22 protein-coding genes are annotated in these 18,221 nt (G+C 73.8%); 9 read left to right on the top strand and 13 right to left on the bottom strand.

The features are described 5' to 3' along the window. The 3 genes from AB0B01_RS24780 to AB0B01_RS24770 form a co-directional block, all read right to left on the bottom strand. On the bottom strand, positions 1-989 hold a 989-nt coding region (locus AB0B01_RS24780), incomplete at its 3' end, for a CHAP domain-containing protein (protein WP_361723063.1). A 152-nt stretch (positions 990-1,141) separates the two neighbouring features. Then, positions 1,142-1,411, bottom strand: coding sequence for a hypothetical protein (locus tag AB0B01_RS24775; RefSeq protein WP_361723060.1), 270 nt, complete (start codon positions 1,409-1,411; stop codon positions 1,142-1,144). 6 nt (positions 1,412-1,417) lie between these two features. Continuing rightward, complete coding sequence (locus AB0B01_RS24770; protein WP_361723057.1) at positions 1,418-1,612, bottom strand: hypothetical protein; 195 nt, start codon at positions 1,610-1,612, stop codon at positions 1,418-1,420. A 271-nt stretch (positions 1,613-1,883) separates the two neighbouring features. Here AB0B01_RS24770 and AB0B01_RS24765 point away from each other — a divergent pair, with 271 nt between their 5' ends. Next, on the top strand, positions 1,884-2,870 hold the full coding sequence (locus AB0B01_RS24765; protein WP_361723054.1) for a helix-turn-helix transcriptional regulator: 987 nt from the start codon (positions 1,884-1,886) through the stop codon (positions 2,868-2,870). A 152-nt stretch (positions 2,871-3,022) separates the two neighbouring features. Here AB0B01_RS24765 and AB0B01_RS24760 read toward each other — a convergent pair whose 3' ends face one another. The 6 genes from AB0B01_RS24760 to AB0B01_RS24735 form a co-directional block, all read right to left on the bottom strand. After that, on the bottom strand, positions 3,023-3,319 hold the full coding sequence (locus tag AB0B01_RS24760) for a hypothetical protein (RefSeq protein ID WP_361723051.1): 297 nt from the start codon (positions 3,317-3,319) through the stop codon (positions 3,023-3,025). A gap of 82 nt (positions 3,320-3,401) precedes the next feature. Next, positions 3,402-4,070 (bottom strand): NAD(P)-binding domain-containing protein, encoded by a 669-nt coding sequence (locus AB0B01_RS24755; protein ID WP_361723048.1) that lies wholly within the window; start codon positions 4,068-4,070, stop codon positions 3,402-3,404. 61 nt (positions 4,071-4,131) lie between these two features. Further along, a complete protein-coding gene (locus AB0B01_RS24750) occupies positions 4,132-4,773 on the bottom strand; it encodes a disulfide bond formation protein B (RefSeq protein WP_361723045.1) in 642 nt (213 codons plus the stop codon). Between the two features lie 11 nt (positions 4,774-4,784). Continuing rightward, complete coding sequence (locus AB0B01_RS24745) at positions 4,785-4,949, bottom strand: DUF5993 family protein (protein ID WP_361723042.1); 165 nt, start codon at positions 4,947-4,949, stop codon at positions 4,785-4,787. Between the two features lie 79 nt (positions 4,950-5,028). Next, positions 5,029-6,411, bottom strand: coding sequence for a HAMP domain-containing sensor histidine kinase (locus AB0B01_RS24740; RefSeq protein WP_361723039.1), 1,383 nt, complete (start codon positions 6,409-6,411; stop codon positions 5,029-5,031). Between the two features lie 10 nt (positions 6,412-6,421). Next, positions 6,422-7,111 carry a response regulator transcription factor gene (locus AB0B01_RS24735; RefSeq protein WP_361723036.1) on the bottom strand — a complete coding sequence of 230 codons (690 nt, stop codon included), beginning with the start codon at positions 7,109-7,111 and terminating at the stop codon, positions 6,422-6,424. A 79-nt stretch (positions 7,112-7,190) separates the two neighbouring features. Between AB0B01_RS24735 and AB0B01_RS24730 the strand changes: the two genes are divergently transcribed. Beyond that, entirely contained in the window at positions 7,191-7,736 is a 546-nt protein-coding gene (locus AB0B01_RS24730) for a hypothetical protein (RefSeq protein ID WP_361723033.1), read from the top strand. A 177-nt stretch (positions 7,737-7,913) separates the two neighbouring features. On the opposite strand, the gene AB0B01_RS24725 is transcribed toward AB0B01_RS24730, so the two are convergent. Both AB0B01_RS24725 and AB0B01_RS24720 read right to left on the bottom strand, forming a co-directional pair. Continuing rightward, on the bottom strand, positions 7,914-8,789 hold the full coding sequence (locus AB0B01_RS24725; RefSeq protein WP_361723030.1) for a fused MFS/spermidine synthase: 876 nt from the start codon (positions 8,787-8,789) through the stop codon (positions 7,914-7,916). A gap of 34 nt (positions 8,790-8,823) precedes the next feature. Then, complete coding sequence (locus AB0B01_RS24720; protein ID WP_361723028.1) at positions 8,824-9,261, bottom strand: hypothetical protein; 438 nt, start codon at positions 9,259-9,261, stop codon at positions 8,824-8,826. A 269-nt stretch (positions 9,262-9,530) separates the two neighbouring features. Here AB0B01_RS24720 and AB0B01_RS24715 point away from each other — a divergent pair, with 269 nt between their 5' ends. Then, positions 9,531-10,823, top strand: a complete 1,293-nt coding sequence (locus AB0B01_RS24715; RefSeq protein WP_361723025.1) for a tetratricopeptide repeat protein — start codon at positions 9,531-9,533, stop codon at positions 10,821-10,823. An 88-nt stretch (positions 10,824-10,911) separates the two neighbouring features. On the opposite strand, the gene AB0B01_RS24710 is transcribed toward AB0B01_RS24715, so the two are convergent. Beyond that, on the bottom strand, positions 10,912-11,514 hold the full coding sequence (locus tag AB0B01_RS24710) for a histidine phosphatase family protein (protein ID WP_361723022.1): 603 nt from the start codon (positions 11,512-11,514) through the stop codon (positions 10,912-10,914). 124 nt (positions 11,515-11,638) lie between these two features. Here AB0B01_RS24710 and AB0B01_RS24705 point away from each other — a divergent pair, with 124 nt between their 5' ends. From AB0B01_RS24705 to AB0B01_RS24690, 4 genes are read left to right on the top strand one after another with little or no spacing between them, the layout of a single operon-like run. Further along, a complete protein-coding gene (locus AB0B01_RS24705) occupies positions 11,639-12,532 on the top strand; it encodes a phosphatase PAP2 family protein (RefSeq protein ID WP_361723019.1) in 894 nt (297 codons plus the stop codon). Continuing rightward, positions 12,471-13,607, top strand: a complete 1,137-nt coding sequence (locus AB0B01_RS24700; RefSeq protein WP_361723016.1) for a hypothetical protein — start codon at positions 12,471-12,473, stop codon at positions 13,605-13,607. Before AB0B01_RS24705 ends, AB0B01_RS24700 begins: the two co-directional genes overlap by 62 nt. Further along, a complete protein-coding gene (locus tag AB0B01_RS24695; RefSeq protein ID WP_361723013.1) occupies positions 13,595-15,178 on the top strand; it encodes a hypothetical protein in 1,584 nt (527 codons plus the stop codon). Before AB0B01_RS24700 ends, AB0B01_RS24695 begins: the two co-directional genes overlap by 13 nt. Then, on the top strand, positions 15,175-16,509 hold the full coding sequence (locus AB0B01_RS24690; protein WP_361723010.1) for an AAA domain-containing protein: 1,335 nt from the start codon (positions 15,175-15,177) through the stop codon (positions 16,507-16,509). The genes AB0B01_RS24695 and AB0B01_RS24690 overlap by 4 nt, the downstream gene beginning before the upstream one ends. 1 nt (position 16,510) lies before the next feature. On the opposite strand, the gene AB0B01_RS24685 is transcribed toward AB0B01_RS24690, so the two are convergent. After that, positions 16,511-16,984: a MarR family winged helix-turn-helix transcriptional regulator gene (locus AB0B01_RS24685; protein WP_361723007.1), complete on the bottom strand. Its 474-nt coding sequence runs from the start codon at positions 16,982-16,984 to the stop codon at positions 16,511-16,513. A gap of 99 nt (positions 16,985-17,083) precedes the next feature. Between AB0B01_RS24685 and AB0B01_RS24680 the strand changes: the two genes are divergently transcribed. Together AB0B01_RS24680 and AB0B01_RS24675 are read left to right on the top strand one after the other, a co-directional pair. Next, on the top strand, positions 17,084-17,683 hold the full coding sequence (locus tag AB0B01_RS24680; RefSeq protein WP_361723004.1) for an NAD(P)H-dependent oxidoreductase: 600 nt from the start codon (positions 17,084-17,086) through the stop codon (positions 17,681-17,683). A 77-nt stretch (positions 17,684-17,760) separates the two neighbouring features. Beyond that, positions 17,761-18,108: a hypothetical protein gene (locus AB0B01_RS24675; protein WP_361723001.1), complete on the top strand. Its 348-nt coding sequence runs from the start codon at positions 17,761-17,763 to the stop codon at positions 18,106-18,108. Positions 18,109-18,221 lie beyond the last annotated feature (113 nt).

Genomic DNA, 18,221 nt, shown 5'->3' with positions numbered 1-18,221 from the left:
GTGCCGTTGCTGGTGTAGGTCCACAGGCCGGTGCGGAAGCCGCCGCCGTCCTCCTGGCCGTAGTCGTACAGCACACCGACGTCGGCCTTGCCGTCACCGTTGAAGTCCGCCTGGAAGGTGGAGGTGGCCTCGCCGTTCGAGGTGATGACCTGGGTACGGGAGGTACCGGTGTTGCCGTTGGTGTCGGTCGCCTCGACGGACACGATGTGCTTGCCGTCCGGGACCCGGCTGCTGTCGAAGGCGTACCCGTACGGGGCCTTCGTGAGCTTGGGGCCGACCGGCTTGCCGTCCACGTAGTACTGGACGGAGGCGACCGGGTACGTGCCGGCCGTGGTCGACGCGGACAGGTTCGCCACGCCGGAGGCGGTGGCGCCGAGTCCGCTCAGGCTGACCTTCGGCGGGGTGGCGGCCTGGAGCTTCGGCGAGATGTAGGCGCTGATGGTCTGGCCCCAGGGCGCCTGGCCAACCCGGTACGAGGTGGTCGAGTAGGTGCTGACGATGCCCTCGGGGTTGGTGCTGTGGCCCTGGTTGCCGCCGGTGACGGTCACCACGTCGCCGTTGACCGCGGTGACCATGGCGACGTGCTGGGCGTAGCCGTTGGAGTACCCGTAGACGACGGCGTCACCGACGTGCGGGGTGCTCGACTTGGTGCCGTACTTCACCCCGTACTCGTAGAAGCTGGCGGCGCCGTCCGTGAGGGTGCTCATGCCCGTGACGTTGTAGTGGGACCAGACCCAGCCCACGAAGTCGGCGCACCAGGCGTGCGACTGGCCGCCGTAGCCGTCGCAGCTGTTGTTCTGGTTGATGTTGTCGTCGTAACCACCGTTGGCGCACGGCCCGTTGCCGTTCTGGCTCTTGGCCAGGGCGGCCATCTGGTCCAGCTCCGAAGCGGCGTGTGCGGGCGCCATGCCGAGACCGGAGATCGCGGCGGCGGCGACGAGGGCGGCGAGGCCGCTCTTCAGACGGAGCGGGTTCTTGGTGCTGGACATGGAGGTCTCCTGGAATCGGGCACAGCGGTGCCCTCGCAGTGGCGTGCGGTGGTGGGAGTGCGTGGTGCGTACTTCAGTGCCGCGTACTTCAGTGCTGCGTCGAGGCGTCGACGCGTGGCATGACCCGGCGGCGCGTGGCGCGCGCCGGAAGTTCAGGGGGCGGCGACGGTGAAACCGTGCGCGGCGATGGGGGTGTCGGCCCGGGTGAGCAGCGTGCGCATCTGCTCCATGGCCGACGCGTCGCAGTGGGCGCGGACGAAGAGGTAGAGGTCCAGACCGTGCTCGGTGGGGCGGGGCCTTATGTGCTCCAGGCCGTCGGCGAGCGTGGCGTGCGCCCAGAGCAGGTCGTGGATGAGGGGAGCGGCGCCCTGGGGGGCCGGTCCGGGAAGCGTGCGGTGCAACGAGGCCTGGATGACCCGCATCCGCGGTCAGTCCCAGCCGATGACGCGCTTGTCGGCGGCGGCCGAGTCCCAGCCGATGACGGGGGCGCCGGTGGCGACCGCGTGGTACGAGTCCCAGCCGATCACGCCGGAGCCGGCGGACGGAGCGACGACGGCGGCGGCGCCGACGGAGAGCAGAGCGGTGAGGCCGGCGGCAGCGATGAGGTGCGTGGTGCGAGACATGGTGTTCCCCCGAGCATGGAGTGGTGTGGTGCGGGTGGTGCGCGCTGCTCCGGCACGGCCTTTCGGCCCTGGCCTTGGGGGGGCTTTCCTGCCCCGCCGTCCCGGTGATCAATATCTTGCTGGCCGGTCCGGACCTCGGGAAGGTGCTCGGCCTGTCACCAGGCTGCATGGCAGCTTGGTGCCTGCGTCCGGGTTGCCGCAGGGGGCCGTTTAAGATCATCTACGGGCGGTCTGACCAGCCCGTCTGTACCGAACAGCTGGGGGGCTGAGCATGCTGGAAGCACTGGGGCTCGATGGGGACGTGGAGTCCGTGTACCGGGGGATGCTGGCGGATCCGTCCGGCGGACTGGCCGAACTGGGCGCGCGTGTCGGCCTCCCGGAGGGCCGGGTACGGGACGCGTTGGACCGGCTCGTCGACCTGGACCTCCTGACCCCCTCCCGGGAGAGCTCCGGCGGACTGCGCGCCGTCAGCCCCGAGGTCGGCCTGGAACTGATCCTGCGCCGTCAGGAGGAGGAGCTGGCGCGGCGCCAGCAGGAACTCGCCGCCGGCAAGGCGGCGGCGGCCCGGGCCATCGCCGAGTACGCCGGCCTGCGGCCGAACACGGAGACCGACGGCACGGAGCGGCTGGTGGGGATGGACGCCATCCAGTCGCGGCTGGAGCTCCTGACCCGTGACCTGGCCGCGGAATGCCTCGCGATCATCCCGGGCGGCGCGCAGTCCCAGGCCAGCCTGGACGCCTCGCGCCCGCTGGACGAGCAGGCCCTGGCCCGGGGCGTCGAGTTGCGGGCCGTCTACCAGGACAGCGTCCGCAACGACCCGGCCACCCTCGGCTATGCCCAGTGGACCACCGAACGCGGCGGCCAGGTGCGCACCAGCCCTGTGCTCCCGCCGCGGCTGCTGGTCTTCGACCGTACGACCGCCGTCGTCCCGATCGACCCGGCCAACTCCCGGCTCGGCGCGCTGTGCACCACGGCGCCGGGCATCGTCGCCTCGCTGATCACTCTCTTCGAGCAGACCTGGGAGACCGCCGTACCGCTCGGCGCGGACCTCAAGCAGCCGGCGGAGGACGGGATCAGCGCCGGCGAGCGGGAGCTGCTCAAGCTGCTGGCGTCCGGGCTGACGGACGAGGTGGCGGGCAAGCGCCTCGGCGTCTCGCTGCGCACCGTCCGCCGCCAGATGGCCGGCCTGATGGAACGCCTGCACGCCACCAGCCGCTTCGAGGCCGGCCTCAAGGCGGCCCAGCGCGGCTGGCTGTGACGGTATGACGTACCCCGCGCCATGGCCCTACCGGGCGGCCTTCGCGGTGGCGTGCGCGGCGGCCGCCGCCTCCGCCGTGCCGGCGTGGGCGGCGACGCGGGCGACCGCGGTGACTCCGAGGCCTACGACGGCTGCTACGGCTGCTACGGCTGCTACGACGACTTGATCGCCGCCAGTCCCTTCGCCAGTTCCTCGGCGTTCATCACCGGACCGACCTCGACCTCGGCGTTGAACTGCTGCAGCAGGTCCCAGGTCAGCGACGGCACCTGCGAGCTGTCCTGCAGGTCGAAGACGATCCAGCAGGAGCGCACACCCTCGTGGAGTCCGAAGTAGGCCGCTTCCGGTTTGACCTTGTCCAGCAGCCTCTTCATCGCCTCGGGCAGGGCCCCGGTCGTGATGCCCTCGTTGCTGGCGGCCGTGTCCATGTGTGCCCTGAGCATGACCTTCATGCGCGGCTCCTTCCGTCACGCCCACCCTCGGGGCGGGACGGGGGCACAGCAACATTTGCGCCCCCGTCCGGGCAGGGCGCTCCTAGCGCGTCACGCCCTGGATGTGGAAGTTGAAGTCCGTGTGCCCGAGGGTGCCCATCAGGCGGAGCCAGATCGGCAGCAGCATCTCGGTGCCGCGGGCCGTCTCGATCCCGCCCAGGTCGAGGACGGCCGCCTCCGGCCAGCCGAAGGAGTGCAGCAGCTCCCGTACGTTCTTCTTGGCCTCGGCGTCCTCGCCCGACAGGAACACGTGGTGCTCGCCCGCCACCCGGGCCGGGTCGACCATGACCTGGCAGTTCATGGTGTTCAGCGTCTTGACCACCCGCAGGCCGGGGAAGGTGCGCTGGATCAGCTCGCCCAGGCTGTCCTTGTCCACCGGGTCCAGGGTGGGAGGGAAGCCGTGCGAGAAGTCCAGCGGGTTCGCGATGTCGATGAGGATCTTGCCGTCCAGGTGCGCGGCGTCCGCCTCCGTCAGGGCCGCGATGCTCACCTGCCCGGCCGTCGCGTTGACGAGTGTGTCGCCCCGCCGGGCGGCCTCCGGGAAGGCGGCGAGGCCGGCCTGCGGGTTGGCCCGCTGCCAATCGGCGAAGTCGGCACGGGCGCGGGTGGCCCCGGGGTCCCGGGTGCCGATGACCACCTCGTGGCCCAGGGAGACGAGGCGGGCGGCCACCGTACGGCCGACGATGCCGGTGCCGAGGACTGCGTAGCGCATGACCATTCCATTCGGATCGAGGGGAAGGACCGACCACAACCAACCACCCCGTACGGTATGCCTAGTCGAGGATGCCGATGTCGTGGAAGAACTCGTATCGGCCGGGATCGTCCGGAAGGAACCAGTGCAGCCCTTCCTCCAGGAAGACGGCCACCAGGTTCACGGCGATCACCAGTCCCAGGAACCACAGGGCGAACAGGCCCACGGTCCGGTACCACCCCGGCCCCGTCGCCGGAATGGCCCTGTCCGCCGTCGTGTGGGCGTAGGCGAGCACCACGCCGATCGCCACCACCGACACCTGGAAGAGGATCCACGCCCACACGTACAGGTGGAGTCCGAGCACCTCGCTGCCGTACCCCTTGGCCCCGGGCAGGACGTGCAGCATGGTCTGCCGCCACGAGGCGAAGGATCCCGCGATCAGCGCGACCAGGGCCAGGCCCCAGCCCGTCATGTAGTCGCGGCCCGTCACCGCCCCGTCGGAGAGCGCCGTCCGCACGATGTACGCGGCGCCCGTCGCCGCCAGCAGCATGAACATCCGCTGCACGAGGCAGAGCGGGCAGGGGTACTCCCACAGGGCGAACTGGTAGAAGAGCCCGCCGCAGACGACGCCCGTCCAGCCGATGGCGAAGAAGCAGGCGAACCAGAACTGGACCCGCCCCAGCAGGCCGCCCTCCAGCGGGGTCTCCGGAACGATGCTGTGCATCACGGCCATGGTCAGTAGCTCAGGGTCAGGGCGAGGCTGCCGGTGATGTGGTGTGCCGTCAGCAGGAGCACGACGAAGAGCAGGATCCACCAGGCGGCGAGCACGACGGTCCGGGACGACTCCCGGTACAGGGCGATCAGTGTGGCGAGGAGCCCGCCGAAGATGAGGGTGTCCATGGCGCGGACCGTACCGACGCACGGCCACGCACCCGTCGAGGCGCGCCCCCGATCCGCATGGGTTACGTCGGTTGCCCGGTCAGCCGCTGCGCCGCCGGCGCCGGGGACCCCGTCGGCTGCGGGCGGCTCCCGCCCCGCCCCGGGCCCGGTCGTCCAGGGCGATCCACAGCCTGACCTCCGTGCCGCCGAGCACCGAACGGCCGATCCGCACGTCGCCGCCGGTCGATTCCGCGACCCGGCGCACGATGTCGAGGCCGAGGCCCGTCGAGCCGTCGCGGGCGCCGTCGTTGCCCCTGCGCAGGGCCGCGTCCGGGTCGGCGATGCCCGGTCCCCCGTCCGAGACGAGCACGATGACCGCGTCCCCCGCGTCGTGGACGTCCACCGCGAAGCGGGTGCCCTCGGGGGTGTGCCGGAAGACGTTGCCGAGCAGGGCGTCGAGGGCGGCGGCCAGTTCCGGCCGGGCCACGGGGATCCGTACCGTGCGGTCCACCCCGGCGAGCCGGACCTCGCGGCCCTCGTCCTCCGCGAGCGCCGACCAGAACGCCATGCGGTCGCGGATCACCTCCGAGGCGTCGCAGCCGACGCCGGTGACGCCCTGGGAGGCGGGGCGCTGCTCCCGGGCCGTACGGATGATCGTGTCGACCTCCCGTTCCAGCTGCTCCACCGCCGCCCGCGTCTGGTCGGCGGCCGGTCCCTCCCCGAGGGAGGCCGCGTTGAGCCGCAGCACCGTCAGCGGCGTCCGCAGCCGGTGCGAGAGGTCGGCGGCCAGCTCCCGCTCGTTGGCCAGGAGTTCGACCACCTGGTCCGCCATCGCGTTGAACGCGACGGCCGCCGAGCGCAGTTCCTTCGGCCCGGCCTCCGGCACCCGCGCCCCGAGCCGGCCGTCGCCCAGCTGGTGGGCGGCGTCCGCGAGCCGCTCGGCCGGCCGCACCAGCCGGGCCCCCAGCCGGTCGGCGACCGCCACCGAGCCCACGATCAGGGCCAGGCCGACGCCCGCGAGGATCACCCAGGCGGTCGCGACGCCGTTGCTGACCTCGCTCTCCGGTACGAAGATCTCCACCACCGCGATGTCTCCGGAGCCGAGGGCGGTCGGCTGGAGCAGCGCGGAACCGCCGCCCGCGACCGAGACCGTCATGGCCCGCCCGATCCGCCGGGTCTGCTCCACGGCGTGCGGGCCGGCCCAGCCCGCGCCGATCTCCACCGCCACCTTGCCGTCCATCGGGGGCACGTGCACGGCCATCCGCTGGGCCGCGCCCATCTGCGTGGACTCCACGGCCTTGCGCAGCTGCACGGGGTCGGTGGTGATGGACAGGGTCGGCCCGATGGTGGCGGCCTGCCGCTCGGCGTTGGAGAAGGCCCGGTCGCTGGCCATTTCCTGGACGACCAGCCCGAGCGGTACGGCGAAGGCCACGACCACCATGGCGGTGACCGCGAGGCACACCTTGACCAGGGCCCATCTCACTGCGCTCTCCTCACCGGGGCGGCTCCAGCTTGACCCCGACCCCCCGCAGCGTGTGCAGGTAGCGCGGGCTGGCGGCGGTCTCGCCGAGCTTGCGGCGCAGCCAGGACAGGTGCACGTCGATGGTCTGGTCGTCGCCGTACGACTGCTGCCACACCTCGGCCAGCAGCTCGCGCCGCGCGACGACCACCCCGGGCCGCCCGGCGAGGAAGGCCAGCAGGTCGAACTCCCGCCGGGTCAGGTCCAGTACGGCCCCGTCCAGCTCGGCCTGCCGCCGCAGCGGGTCGATGGCCAGCCCGCCCACGCGCAGCACTCGCGAGGGCGGCTCGGCCCCGGCGGCGGAGCGGACCCGGCGCAGGACGGCCGCCATCCGGGCGGACAGGTGCTCCACGGAGAACGGCTTGGTCAGGTAGTCGTCTGCGCCGTCGTTGAGCAGCCGGACGATCTCGGCCTCGTCGTCGCGGGCGGTGGCGATGATCACGGGCACGTCGGTGATGCCGCGCAGCATCTTCAGCGCCTCCGACCCGTCCAGGTCGGGCAGCCCGAGGTCCAGGATGACCACGTCGAACCGGTGGTGTGCGACCTCGCGCAGGGCCTCCAGGGCCGTGCCGACGCTGCGCACGGCATGCGAGGCGTCGGTGAGGTGCCGGATCAGGGCGGATCGTACGAACTGGTCGTCCTCGACCACGAGCACACTTGCCATGGCCCGCACCGTAGTCCATTCGGGGGACCGGGCGGGGTGTCGGCCGGTCCCTGGGACGCGTGGTGCAGTATGTGCGCTGATGCACCGAGCACTTGTACATGCTTTCGCCTGGACGCTGGCGACCGGGGCGGCGGTGACGCTGTCCTGGTGGGGCGTGCACACGGTCATGTCCGGCACCGCCTACGATCCCCCGCTGGCGGTGCCGCTGGCCACGCAGCCGCTGTCCTCCTCCACGCAGCGCCCCTCCCCGCCGGACGCGCCGTCCCCCTCCGCCTCGCCGTCCGAGAGCCCGGCCCCGTCCTCCTCGGCGTCCCCGTCGGTGGACCCCTCCCCCGCCAAGTCCGCGCCGAAGGCGGCGGCACCGGCCACGCGCCCGGCCGGGCAGCCGCCGGCGGGGGATCCGGGCCGGGTCAAGGGCTATACGGTCTCGGGCGGCCGGGTCGTCTTCGACCTCGGGACCTCCTCGTCCGAGCTGGTCTCGGCGACCCCGGCGGCGGGCTGGCGAATGCAGGTGTGGAAGCAGGACTTCTGGATCCGGGTCACCTTCACCCTCGACAACCGCGAGGTGTCGGTGTTCTGCACCTGGCACGACCACCCGCCGACGGTGGAGATCGTCGACCCCTGAGCCGGATCTGCGGTGCCTAGTGCTGTGGCCGGGAAGGTTTGCCGGGTCGCGTTGTCCGGTGCGGTGCATCGCAAGGCGGAGGCCCGCGGCTCGTACTGGACGTACTTGCGCGGTCCGACAACGCCGCGAGGTGCCGTGCCGGGCGGCGCGACCCGGTGGACCTTTCCGGCCACAGCACTAGCGGAACACCGACGGCGGAGGCTCGGGCGAGGCCACTGCCGAGGCGTCCGCGACCGCCGCCGCGCCGCCCGTGAAGTCCGCGAGGGCCCGGCCGTGCTCGACCCGGCCGGGGTGCGGGTCGCTCGCCACCCGGCGGGTGAACTCGGCCACCGGAAGCTCCCGGTCCGCGGCCACCAGCACGGCGTTGCCGAAGCGTTTCCCCCGCCACACCACCGGGTCGGCGGCCAGCGCCAGGTGGGCGAAGCGGGAGGCGGCCGTGGCGATCTGGCCGCGCAGGTGCGCCAGCGGCGGGCCGTCCGCGAGGTTGGCCACATACCACCCGCCGGGTGCGAGGGCCCGGCGTACGTCGTCCAGGAACTCCGCGCTGGTCAGGTGCGCGGGGGTGCGCGCCCCGCTGAACACGTCGGCGATCACCAGGTCCGCCCAGCCGTCCGGCACCTTGGCGAGCCCCGCGCGCGCGTCCACCGCCCGGACCCGGACCCGCGCCTGCTGGTCCAGCGGCAGGTGTTCCCGTACGAAGGCCACCAGGGCGGCGTCGATCTCCACCACCTGCTGGGTCGAGCGGGGGCGGGTGGCTGCCGTGTAGCGGGCGAGGGTGAAGGCGCCACCACCCAGGTGCACCACGTTCAGCGGCTGCCGGGCGGGCGCGACGAGGTCGATCAGGTGCCCGATCCGCCGCTGGTAGGCGAAGTCCAGGTGGCGCGGATCGGCCAGGTCCACGTGCGACTGCGGAGCGCCGTCGATCAGCAGGGTCCAGGCGTCGGCACGCTCACGGTCCGGGAGCAGTTCGGCCCGGCCGCCGTCCACTTCTCCGACGACCGCCTCGGCGGCCCCCCGCCGTTGCTGCTGCTTGCCTTTTCCCCTGCCTGCCACCATCCCATTGTCACCGGTCAGGGGCCCGCCGCCGTCAGCGGCAGTTGTCCGCGGCCTCGATCAGGCGGGCCGCCTCGCCGAGCGCGGCGCGCAGCACCTCCGGGTCGGTGACCGGCCCGACGGCCTCGGGCGGGAGCAGCCAGCCGGTGGCGCCCGCGGAGGGCGAGACGTCCCCGAAGCGCATGCCGCGCCCGTTGGTCTGCGTACACGCACTGCCCGGCAGGTCCCAGGCGTCCGCGGTGCCGGGCGGGACGAGGAAGCCGAGGGTGCCGCCGGAGCCGTCGTGCAGGACCGGGCCGACCCCGCCGGCCGGACTCGCGGCGCGGCGGATGATGTCCACGGCCTCCAGCCCCTGCCGGGCGGGCACGGTCACCAGGTCCGGTGCGTCGGCGGCCACCACCGGGAGGATCGGGACGAGCGGGACAGGGGGCGCGCCCGGTGCGGGCGCGGTGTTCGTTCCAGTGCTCTCCATGCCGCCCTCCGCCATCGGGACCTCCTTCATCCACGTACGGACAGGGCGGGAGTCGCCTCCCGCCCCCATCCCTTCAACGCACGGGAACGTCAACGGGTGCGGCGCCAAGACGCTGCAAAGGATGGCACTTCATGGCGGATCGTGGGTGAGATATCCGTTTTGTAGGCAAACACCGCCTCAAGAGGCCTGCTCGGGCGGTACGTTCATGCGCGCCGGACCCAGGTCGTCACAGGACCGGCGGTGCGTCCCTTGCCAGAGAGGTCACGTCCATGGCGGCGTTCCCCCACTCACCCAACCAGACGTTCCGGCGGCTGCGCGGCCAGCACTCCCCGGCCGAGTTCGCCGCCCTGGTGCGCCGGGCGGCGAAGGAGATCGGAGAAACGGTTTCCTGCGACGCCCGCTACATCGGCCGGGTCGAGTCCGGCGAGATCCGCTGTCCCAATTACGCCTACGAGCGGGTCTTCAGCCACATGTTCCCGGGCCGGGCCCTGGCCGACCTGGGATTCTCCCCGCGCGAGGCGGTCCGGGGCCGCTCCGCGCAGCGCCACCCCACCCCACCCAAGGAGAGCGACGTGCTGCGTCGCGCGTTCATGGCGGGCGGCTCCGCGACCGTGGCGGCCGCGACGCTCGGCCTCACCCTGCCCGGCGACACCCGCCGGGCGCCCTCCCGAGCCGGCGAGGCCGAGGCCGCCGCCGTCGAGGACGCCGTACGCCGGATCCGGCTGCTGGACGACCGGCACGGGGCCGACGCCCTGTACCGCAGGGCGGCCGAACCCCTGCGCACCGCCTATGCGTTGCTCGACGCGGGCACCTCGCGGCAGTCCACCGAGGACCGGTTGCACGCGGGCGCGGGCGAACTGGCCGTCTCCGTGGGCTGGCTGGCCCACGACTCCGGCCGTTTCGACGACGCCCGCTCCCACTACGCGGAGGCACTGGCCACGGCCCGGGTCTCGGGGAACGCGGGCCTGGAGGCGCACGCCTTCAGCAACATGGCGTTCCTGGCCCGGGACTGCGGGCGCCCGCGCGAGTCGGTACGGGCGGCCCAGGCGGGCCGCCGCGCCGCCCGCTCCCTCGGTTCCCCGCGGCTGCTGTCCCTGCTGGCCCTGCGGGAGGCCGGCGGCTGGGCCGGGCTCGGTGACCGCAAGGCCTGCGAGGAGGCGCTGAACCGCGCGCACACGGAGTTCTCCCGGGGCCCGGCGACCGCCGACCCGGAGTGGATGTCCTTCTTCGGCGAGGCCGAGCTGGAATCGCTGGAGTCGCGGTGCTGGGCGGCCCTCGGGGAGCATGCCCGTGCGGCCCGGCACGCCCGTCGCGCGGCGGACCTCCAGGATCCGCACTTCGCCCGGAACGTGGCCCTCTACACCGCCGAGCTCGCGGACAACCTGGCTCGCGCCGGCGCCCCCGACGAGGCGGCCTGGGCCGGCGGCCGGGTCATGGACCTGCTCACCGAGGTCCAGTCGACGCGGATCCGCTCGATGCTGTCGGAGACGGCCCGCACCCTGGTCCCCCACCAGCGCAGCCCCCGCGTGGGCGCCTTCCTGACCCGCCACGCCTCGGCCTGACCCGAAGGCCCGGCCCTAAGGCCCGGCCCTAAGGCCCGGCCCTAAGGCCCGGCCCCGGCGGCCGGGCCGGTGGCGGCGGGGCGGCGCGCTACGCGTCCAGGTCCAGGTGGCCCGTGTCGTTCCAGCGCTCCAGCGCCGGGGCGCCGTACGCCCATCCCAGCACCGACAGGGAGGTCGGGTCGAGCCGGATGCGGGCCCCGAAGGAGGCCTCCAGGCCGAGCCAGCGCGCGGCCAGGGTGCGCAGGATGTGGCCGTGCGCGAAGACCAGCACGTCGCGCTCCGCCGAGCGGGCCCAGGCGACGACCTCGTCCGCGCGGGCGGCGACATCGGCGACGGACTCCCCGCCCGGCACGCCGTCGCGCCAGATCAGCCAGCCGGGGCGGACCGCCTGGATCTCGGCCGGGGTCATGCCCTCGTACTCGCCGTAGTCCCACTCCATCAGCGCGTCCCACGGCTCCGCCCGGACGCCGAAGCCGGCCAGCTCGCAGCTCTCGCTCGCGCGGGCCAGCGGGCTGGTGCGGACCTCCACGCCCGGCAGCCCCCGCCACGGGTGCCGGGCGAGCCGCTCGCCGAGCAGCTTCGCGCCCTGCCTGCCCTCCTCCAGCATGGGCACGTCCGTCCGCCCGGTGTGCTTGCCGAGGCGGGACCACGCCGTCTGGCCGTGCCGGGCCAGGAGGATGCGGGGGGCCATGCGTTTTCTCCGGTTCTGAGAAGTTCATTCCGATTCATGTCATGACATCGTCCGACCATCATCCATCAGATGAACACCAGGCGGCCGAAGCAACCCATCCGGTCGAACAGCCGTCTTACGCCGTATGACTAACCGGCAGAAGCCCACCCGCTGGTGGGCCGAACTGCTGCTCCTGGGGCTCGTCTACGGCGCGTACTCCGGCGGCAGGCTCCTCGCCCGCGGCGACGTCCACCTCGCCGTCGACCACGGACTCGCGATCCTGCGGGCCGAGGAGTTGCTCCACATCGACTTCGAACGCCCCCTCAACCGGCTGTTCTCGCACCACGGACCGCTCGGCATACCCGCCGACTTCGTCTACGCCTCCCTGCACTACCTCGTCACCCCGGCCGTGCTGGTCTGGCTCTACCTGCGCCGCCCACAGCACTACCGGGCGGCCCGCAGCTGGCTGGTGGTGTCCACCCTGCTCGGGCTCGTCGGGTTCGCGCTGATGCCCACCTGCCCGCCCCGGCTGCTCGACGCGGCGCACGGGTTCACCGACACCATGGCCCAGTACAGCCCGTACGGCTGGTGGGGCGCCGAGGCCAGTGCCCCGCGCGGGCTCGGCGGGCTCACCAACCAGTACGCGGCCATGCCGAGCCTGCACGTCGGCTGGGCCCTGTGGTGCGGGATCCTGCTGTGGCGGCACGGGCGCCACCCGCTGCTGCGGGCGCTCGGCATCGCCTACCCCGCCCTCACGACGCTCGTGGTGATGGGCACGGCGAACCACTACTTCCTCGACGCGGTCGCGGGGGCCGCCGTCATGGGCCTCGGGTACGCCCTCGCACGCCGCCCGTCCGCCGGAGCCGCGGCCGCCCGGCCCACCGGACCGGCCGCCGGGACCGCCGCATCGGCCGCCGAGTCCGCCGGTTTCCGCAGGAAGACCACGATTGTCAGTGGCGGATGGGACACTTCCGCCCGTGAGCTCCTACCCGCCCAGCGGCCCGCCTCCGACGACGACTCTGCGGCAGCGGCTCGCTGACCTGCGCGGCCCCGCCGTGCCGCCCCGTCCGCTCGACGCCCGTGCGATCGCGGCGCTCGCCGCCAACCCCGGCTGCCGCAGACGCGCCCTCCTGGACGGCGCCGGTGTGGACAAGAACGCACTGGCCTCGGCGCTCGGCTCGCCCGCAGCCTTCGGCCAGTCGCAGTTCGCCATCGTCCGCGGGAACTCCTTCGAGGCGAAGGTCAAGGGTGACGGCGGAGCCGAGCTGCTGCGGCTGGTCCACGAGCACCTGGGCACGGGAGCCGCCGAGCCGCCCGGCCCTGGCGCCCTGGTCCCCGATCTCACCGCCGCCGGGCCCGAGGGCCGCGCCGCACGCACCGCGCTCGCGCTGCGCGAGGCCACGGCCGCGGGGGCCTGGACCCTGCTGGACCATCCGATGCTGGCCCTGGAGGTCGCGGGCACTCCGGCGTACCTGGAACCCGACGCCGTCGTGGTGCATCCCGACGGCCGCTGGACCGTCGTGGAGATCAAGTCGTTCCCGCTGCTCGACGGCGCGGCCGACCCCGCGAAGGTCGGCGCCGCCGCCCGGCAGGCCGCCGTGTACGTCCTCGCCCTGGAGAAGACCGCCGCGAAGGTCCCCGACGCCGAGGTCGGGCACACCGTCCTGCTCGTCTGCCCCAAGGACTTCTCCAACCAGCCCGCCGCCGCACCCGTGGACATCCGCCGGGAGCGCGCGGTCACCCGGCGCCAGCTGCGCCGGCTGACCGGAGTGGAGGAGCTGGCCGCGGCCCTGCCCGAGGGGCTCGGCTTCGATCCCGCACGGCCCGCCGAGGAGCTGGCCGAGGCGGTCGCGGCCGTCCCCGCCGCCTACGCCCCCGAATGCCTGGCCGCCTGCGAGCTGGCCTTCCACTGCCGTGAGCGGGCCCGCGCCGCCGACGAGGTGAGCGCGCTCGGCCGTTCCGTACGCGGGGAGCTGGGCGCCCTCACCACCGTCGAGCAGGCCCTCGCGGCCGCCGCCGGGGCCGGCTCCCCCGAGGACCCGACCGCGGCCGCGCTCCAGCGGGCGGCGCGGCTGCGCGCCGAGGCCCTGGAGGCGAGCGCATGTCGCTGTTGAGCACCCTCGCCCGACTGGAGGCCGTCAGGGCGGGCCGGGCCCGGCCGCTCGCGACCGTACGGCACCGGCATCTGAGCGAGCGCCCGCTGGTCTTCGTACCGCTGACCACGGCAGGCGAGACCGGGGCTCCGCTGGGCGCCCTGGTCGGCACCGATCCGGGCGAGCCGCGGCTGCTGGTGGTTCCGCAGCCGCGCGACCGGGACCTGCGCTGGGCGTTCCTGGCGGACCTGGCCGACCTGGTGCTGCCGTACGTGGAGGCGTACGCGGACGAGGTCGAGTACGTGGAGCGGACCGAGACCGACCCGGAGACCGGGGCGCGGAGCAAGGTCGAGGCCGAGCTGTGCCTGGACGCCCCGCAGCTCATCGTGCCGAGCCGGGCGGGCATCGAGTACGTACGGCTGCTGGGGCGGTCGATGCGGTTTCGCCGGACGGCGGAGGAGGATCCGGAGAACCCGTATCCGGCGCCCGCCCGGGTGCCGCTGCTGGGCCGCTGGCTCACCCACCTCGGGGAGCGGGCCCGGGTCCCGGGGGCGTCGATGCTGCTGGCGGCGACGGACCTGCTGGGCCGGCACTGGGCGACCGGCCAGAGCAACCTGGAGGACCAGCACCTGGGCGCGCTGCTGGCGTGGATAGCCCCGCCGGAGGGGGAGACGGGCGCGGAGGCCGCCCTGCGGGCCGAGCTGGAGCGCGACCGGGACGGCCAGCTGCTGGTCCCGCCCGCGGGCCCGGCCACCGACCCGGCCTTCGACAACAGGCTGCTGGCCCCGGCGATGGCCCGCTACGACGCCGCGCGGGCCGACGGGCCGCCCGACGCCCGGGCGCTCGCGCGCGCCGAGGACGGAGTGCGGGCGCTCGTGGAGCGGCAGATGCGGCCGACCTGGGACGCGGTGTGGCGGTCCCTGGAACTGCTGCGCGCGCTGCCGGCCGGGGAGCGGGCCGAGGAGCGCTGGACCCGCGACCGCTGGTCCTACACCGGCCACCGGGACCGGGTCCGGGCGGGCGAGCCGCCGCAGCCGCGCCGCGACGACGCGGTGACCGCGGCCCAGAAGCTGGCCACCCGGGAGACCGAGCAGGTCCGGCTCGACGCGCAGGAGGCACTGGACGACCCGCTGGTGATGGCGGGCCGGCGCCTTGCGGGCGAGGCGTTCGCGGGCGAGGTCACCGAGGTGCTGATGGAGTGGACCGAATCCAAGCGGCCCAGCCCCAGGCCGCTGGTCACGGTGGCCACGGAGGACCGGCCGCAGCTCGCCGAGGACCATGGCGACCGCGGCCCGAAGGTGTTCCGCTCCCTGGACGGGCGCCCGCAGAGCGCGCAGTTCGTACGCTGGGAGGACGACGGGCGGCTGGTGCTGCGGCTGCTCGACAAGATGGGCCGGGGCAGGGAGCCGGAGCCGGGCTCGGTGCCGGAGAAGGGCGACCGGGTGTGCTGGACGCTGTTCGAGCACGACGCCCGCGGCGGCCCGAAACTCCCGGAGCCGGAGCGGACCCCGTGGACCCACGGCGGCCCGCCGGGATCCGGGCCGGCCGCCGCTCCGCTGCCCGACGCCGTGACCGACGAGGACCTCCTGTGAGCACCGTTTTCGATCCGGGCACCGCCGCCGCCGAGGCGACCGCCGCCATCCTGCGCGACACGCTCCACGGCACCGAGCGGGGCGTGGTCGTCGACTCCCCGCCGGGCGCCGGGAAGTCCACGCTGGTGGTGCGGGCCGCCCGGGAGCTGGCCGCGGCGGGGCGGCGGCTGATGGTCGTGGCGCAGACCAACGCCCAGGTCGACGACCTGGTGCTGCGGCTCGCCGACAAGGACCCGGAGCTGAGGGTCGGCCGCCTGCACAGCAGCGACGGGGACGCGTACGACCCGGCGCTGCGCGCGCTGCCCTCGGTGACGCTCTCGGCCAAGCCGGCGGATCTCGCCGAGCTGCCGGTGACCATTTCGACGGCGGCGAAGTGGGCGTACGTCAAGGACGCCGAGCCCTGGGAGCACGCCATCGTCGACGAGGCGTACCAGATGCGCTCCGACGCGCTGCTGGCCGTGGCGGGCCTGTTCGAGCGGGCCCTGTTCGTCGGGGACCCGGGGCAGCTGGACCCCTTCAGCGTGGTCGGCGCGGAGCAGTGGGCCGGGCTGTCCTACGACCCTTCGGCCTCGGCCGTGTCCACCCTGCTGGCACACAACCCGCAGCTGCCGCAGCACCGGCTGCCCGTGTCCTGGCGGCTCCCGGCGACGGCCGCGCCGCTGGTGTCGCGCGCCTTCTACCCGTACACGCAGTTCCGCAGCGGCACCGGGCCGGGCGAGCGGCGGCTCGCCTTCGGGGTGCCCTCGGACGGGAGCGGCCCGGACCGGGTCCTGGACGAGGCCGCCGAATCGGGCTGGGGGCTGCTGGAACTGCCGGCCCGGCACACCCCGCGCACGGACCCGGAGGCGGTGCGGGGGGTGGCCCTGGTGGTGCGGCGCGCGCTGGACCGCGGGGCGGTGACCACGGACGAGCAGTCGGCGGTCCCGGGTGCGCTGACGGCGGACCGGATCGCGGTCGGGACCGCCCATCGCGACCAGGCGGCCGCGGTCCGCGCGGCGCTCGCCTCGCTCGGGGTCCGGGGGGTCACGGTGGACACCGCGAACCGGCTCCAGGGCCGGGAGTACGACCTGACGGTGGTGCTGCATCCGCTGTCCGGGCGCCCGGACGCGACGGCCTTCCACCTGGAGACGGGCCGGCTGTGCGTGCTGGCCTCGCGGCACCGGCACGCCTGCGTGGTGGTGGCGCGGGCGGGGATAGCGGAGCTGCTGGACGAGCATCCGTCCACGGAACCGGTGCAGTTGGGGGTGACGGTGAAGTTCCCCGACGGCTGGGAGGCCAACCACTCGGTGCTGGCGCACCTGGCGGAGCACCGGGTGGTCTGGCGGCCCTGAGTCACCTCTTGCGCTGGATGCCCCTGCGTTCGCGGAGCAGCTCGCCCACTTCGGCGAAGGTGCGCAGCTGCTCCGGGTCGAGCAGGTCGATCAGGTGGCGGCGTACGGACTCCACGTGCAGGGGGGCCGCGGTCATGATCGCCTCCACCCCCGCTTCGGTGAGGACCACCTCGGCGCCGCGGCCGTCGGTGGCGACCTCCTCGCGGCGGACGATGCCGCGCTGCTCCATGCGGGTGAGCTGGTGGGAGAGGCGGCTGCGGGACCACTGCATGTGTCCGGCGAGGGTGCTGATGCGCAGGCGGTGGCCGTCGGTGGAGCCGAGCACCGACAACACGTCGTAGTCGGCCTCCGAAAGGCCGCTGTCCTGGTTGAGGTCGCGGGCTATGTCGGCGTTGACGAGCGGGAACATCCGCCGCCACGCGTACCAGGCGTCCTGTTCGGCGGGGGTGAGCCAGCGGGGCCCGGGAGCGGTCATGTGCTCACCCTAACCGAGTGGATGACACATCACCTACCTGGTTGACATGTCACCTAGTGACGCGCTTCCATGGCTGACACGTCAACAAAGGAGCTCGGCATGACCGCCATGACCACCACGCCCGACCTGACCGCATCCGGGACGCCGCGCCTGCTCGTCCTCTCCGCCTCCGTCCGCCCCACCTCCGCCGCCCGCCCGGTCGCCGACTGGGTCGCCGGGCAGGCGCGCGCCCGCGGCGGCTTCGAGGTGGTCGAGGTGGACCTCGGCGAGCTGGCCCTGCCGTTCCTGGACGAGCCGGAGTACGCCTCCAGCGGGATCTACACCCACCAGCACACGCGCGACTGGAGCGCGGTGGTCGACGCCGCCGACGCCTTCCTCTTCGTCCTGCCGATGTACAACGCCGGCTTCACCGCCCCGTTCAAGAACGCCCTCGACTTCCTCTACCGGGAGTGGCAGGGCAAGCCGGTGGGCCTGGTCAGCTACAGCGGGGGCCCCTCCGGCGGCGCTCCGGCCGCGGAGATGCTCCGGCCGGTGCTCGACCGGATCGGCATGCTGCCGGCGGAGCGGTCGGTGGCGATCCCCTTCATCGGCGAGCTGGTCGACGGCGGGGCCGGGGGGTTCCGGGCGCCGGAGGGCCTGGCGCAGGAGCTGGCGGGCGTACTGGACGAGGTGGCGGCGAAGGCGGCGGTCACGGCGTGAGGCGAGGCCCTCTTGCACGGCGTTGGACAATGGAGGGTGGCCCGGAAGGAACCCGAACGCGCAGCAGGAGGACACGCATGGCAGAGCCCGAGCGGACCGAGCGGAGGCTGCGGCCCGCGCCGCTGCTCTTCGAACCCTCGGAGGCGGCCGCGGATCCGGAGCACTTCTTCGACCTGGAGTCGATCGAGGACCCGCGGGAGCTGCTGGCCCGGGCCACTGAGCTGACGCTCGCCTTCAGGGCGGCGCAGGAGCGGGCGATGGAGTTCCAGGCGGTGGCGGCGGCCCAGCTGGCCGACCCGCGCCGCTTCGACCGGCTACCCCCGGCGGTGATCGCCGAGGAGGCCGAGTGGACCGAGGACTACGCCCTCAAGATGATCGAGTTCGGCGAATCCCTCCAACGCGGTACATCCCCGGACGCGGACTAGGGGCCGCCCGGGCGCGGCCGAGGAGGCGCCGGGCGGGGCGGCATGGGTAGACCGCCGTAGGCAGGTGGCATATGCGGGGCGCAACATAGCCCAGCAAAGCCCTTCCTGTCCCG

The organism is Streptomyces sp. NPDC044571, from assembly GCF_040647115.1.
GTDB lineage: Bacteria > Actinomycetota > Actinomycetes > Streptomycetales > Streptomycetaceae > Streptomyces.
The sequence above is the reverse complement of the archived record's forward strand: the minus strand, read 5'-3'. Positions and strand labels throughout refer to the sequence as shown.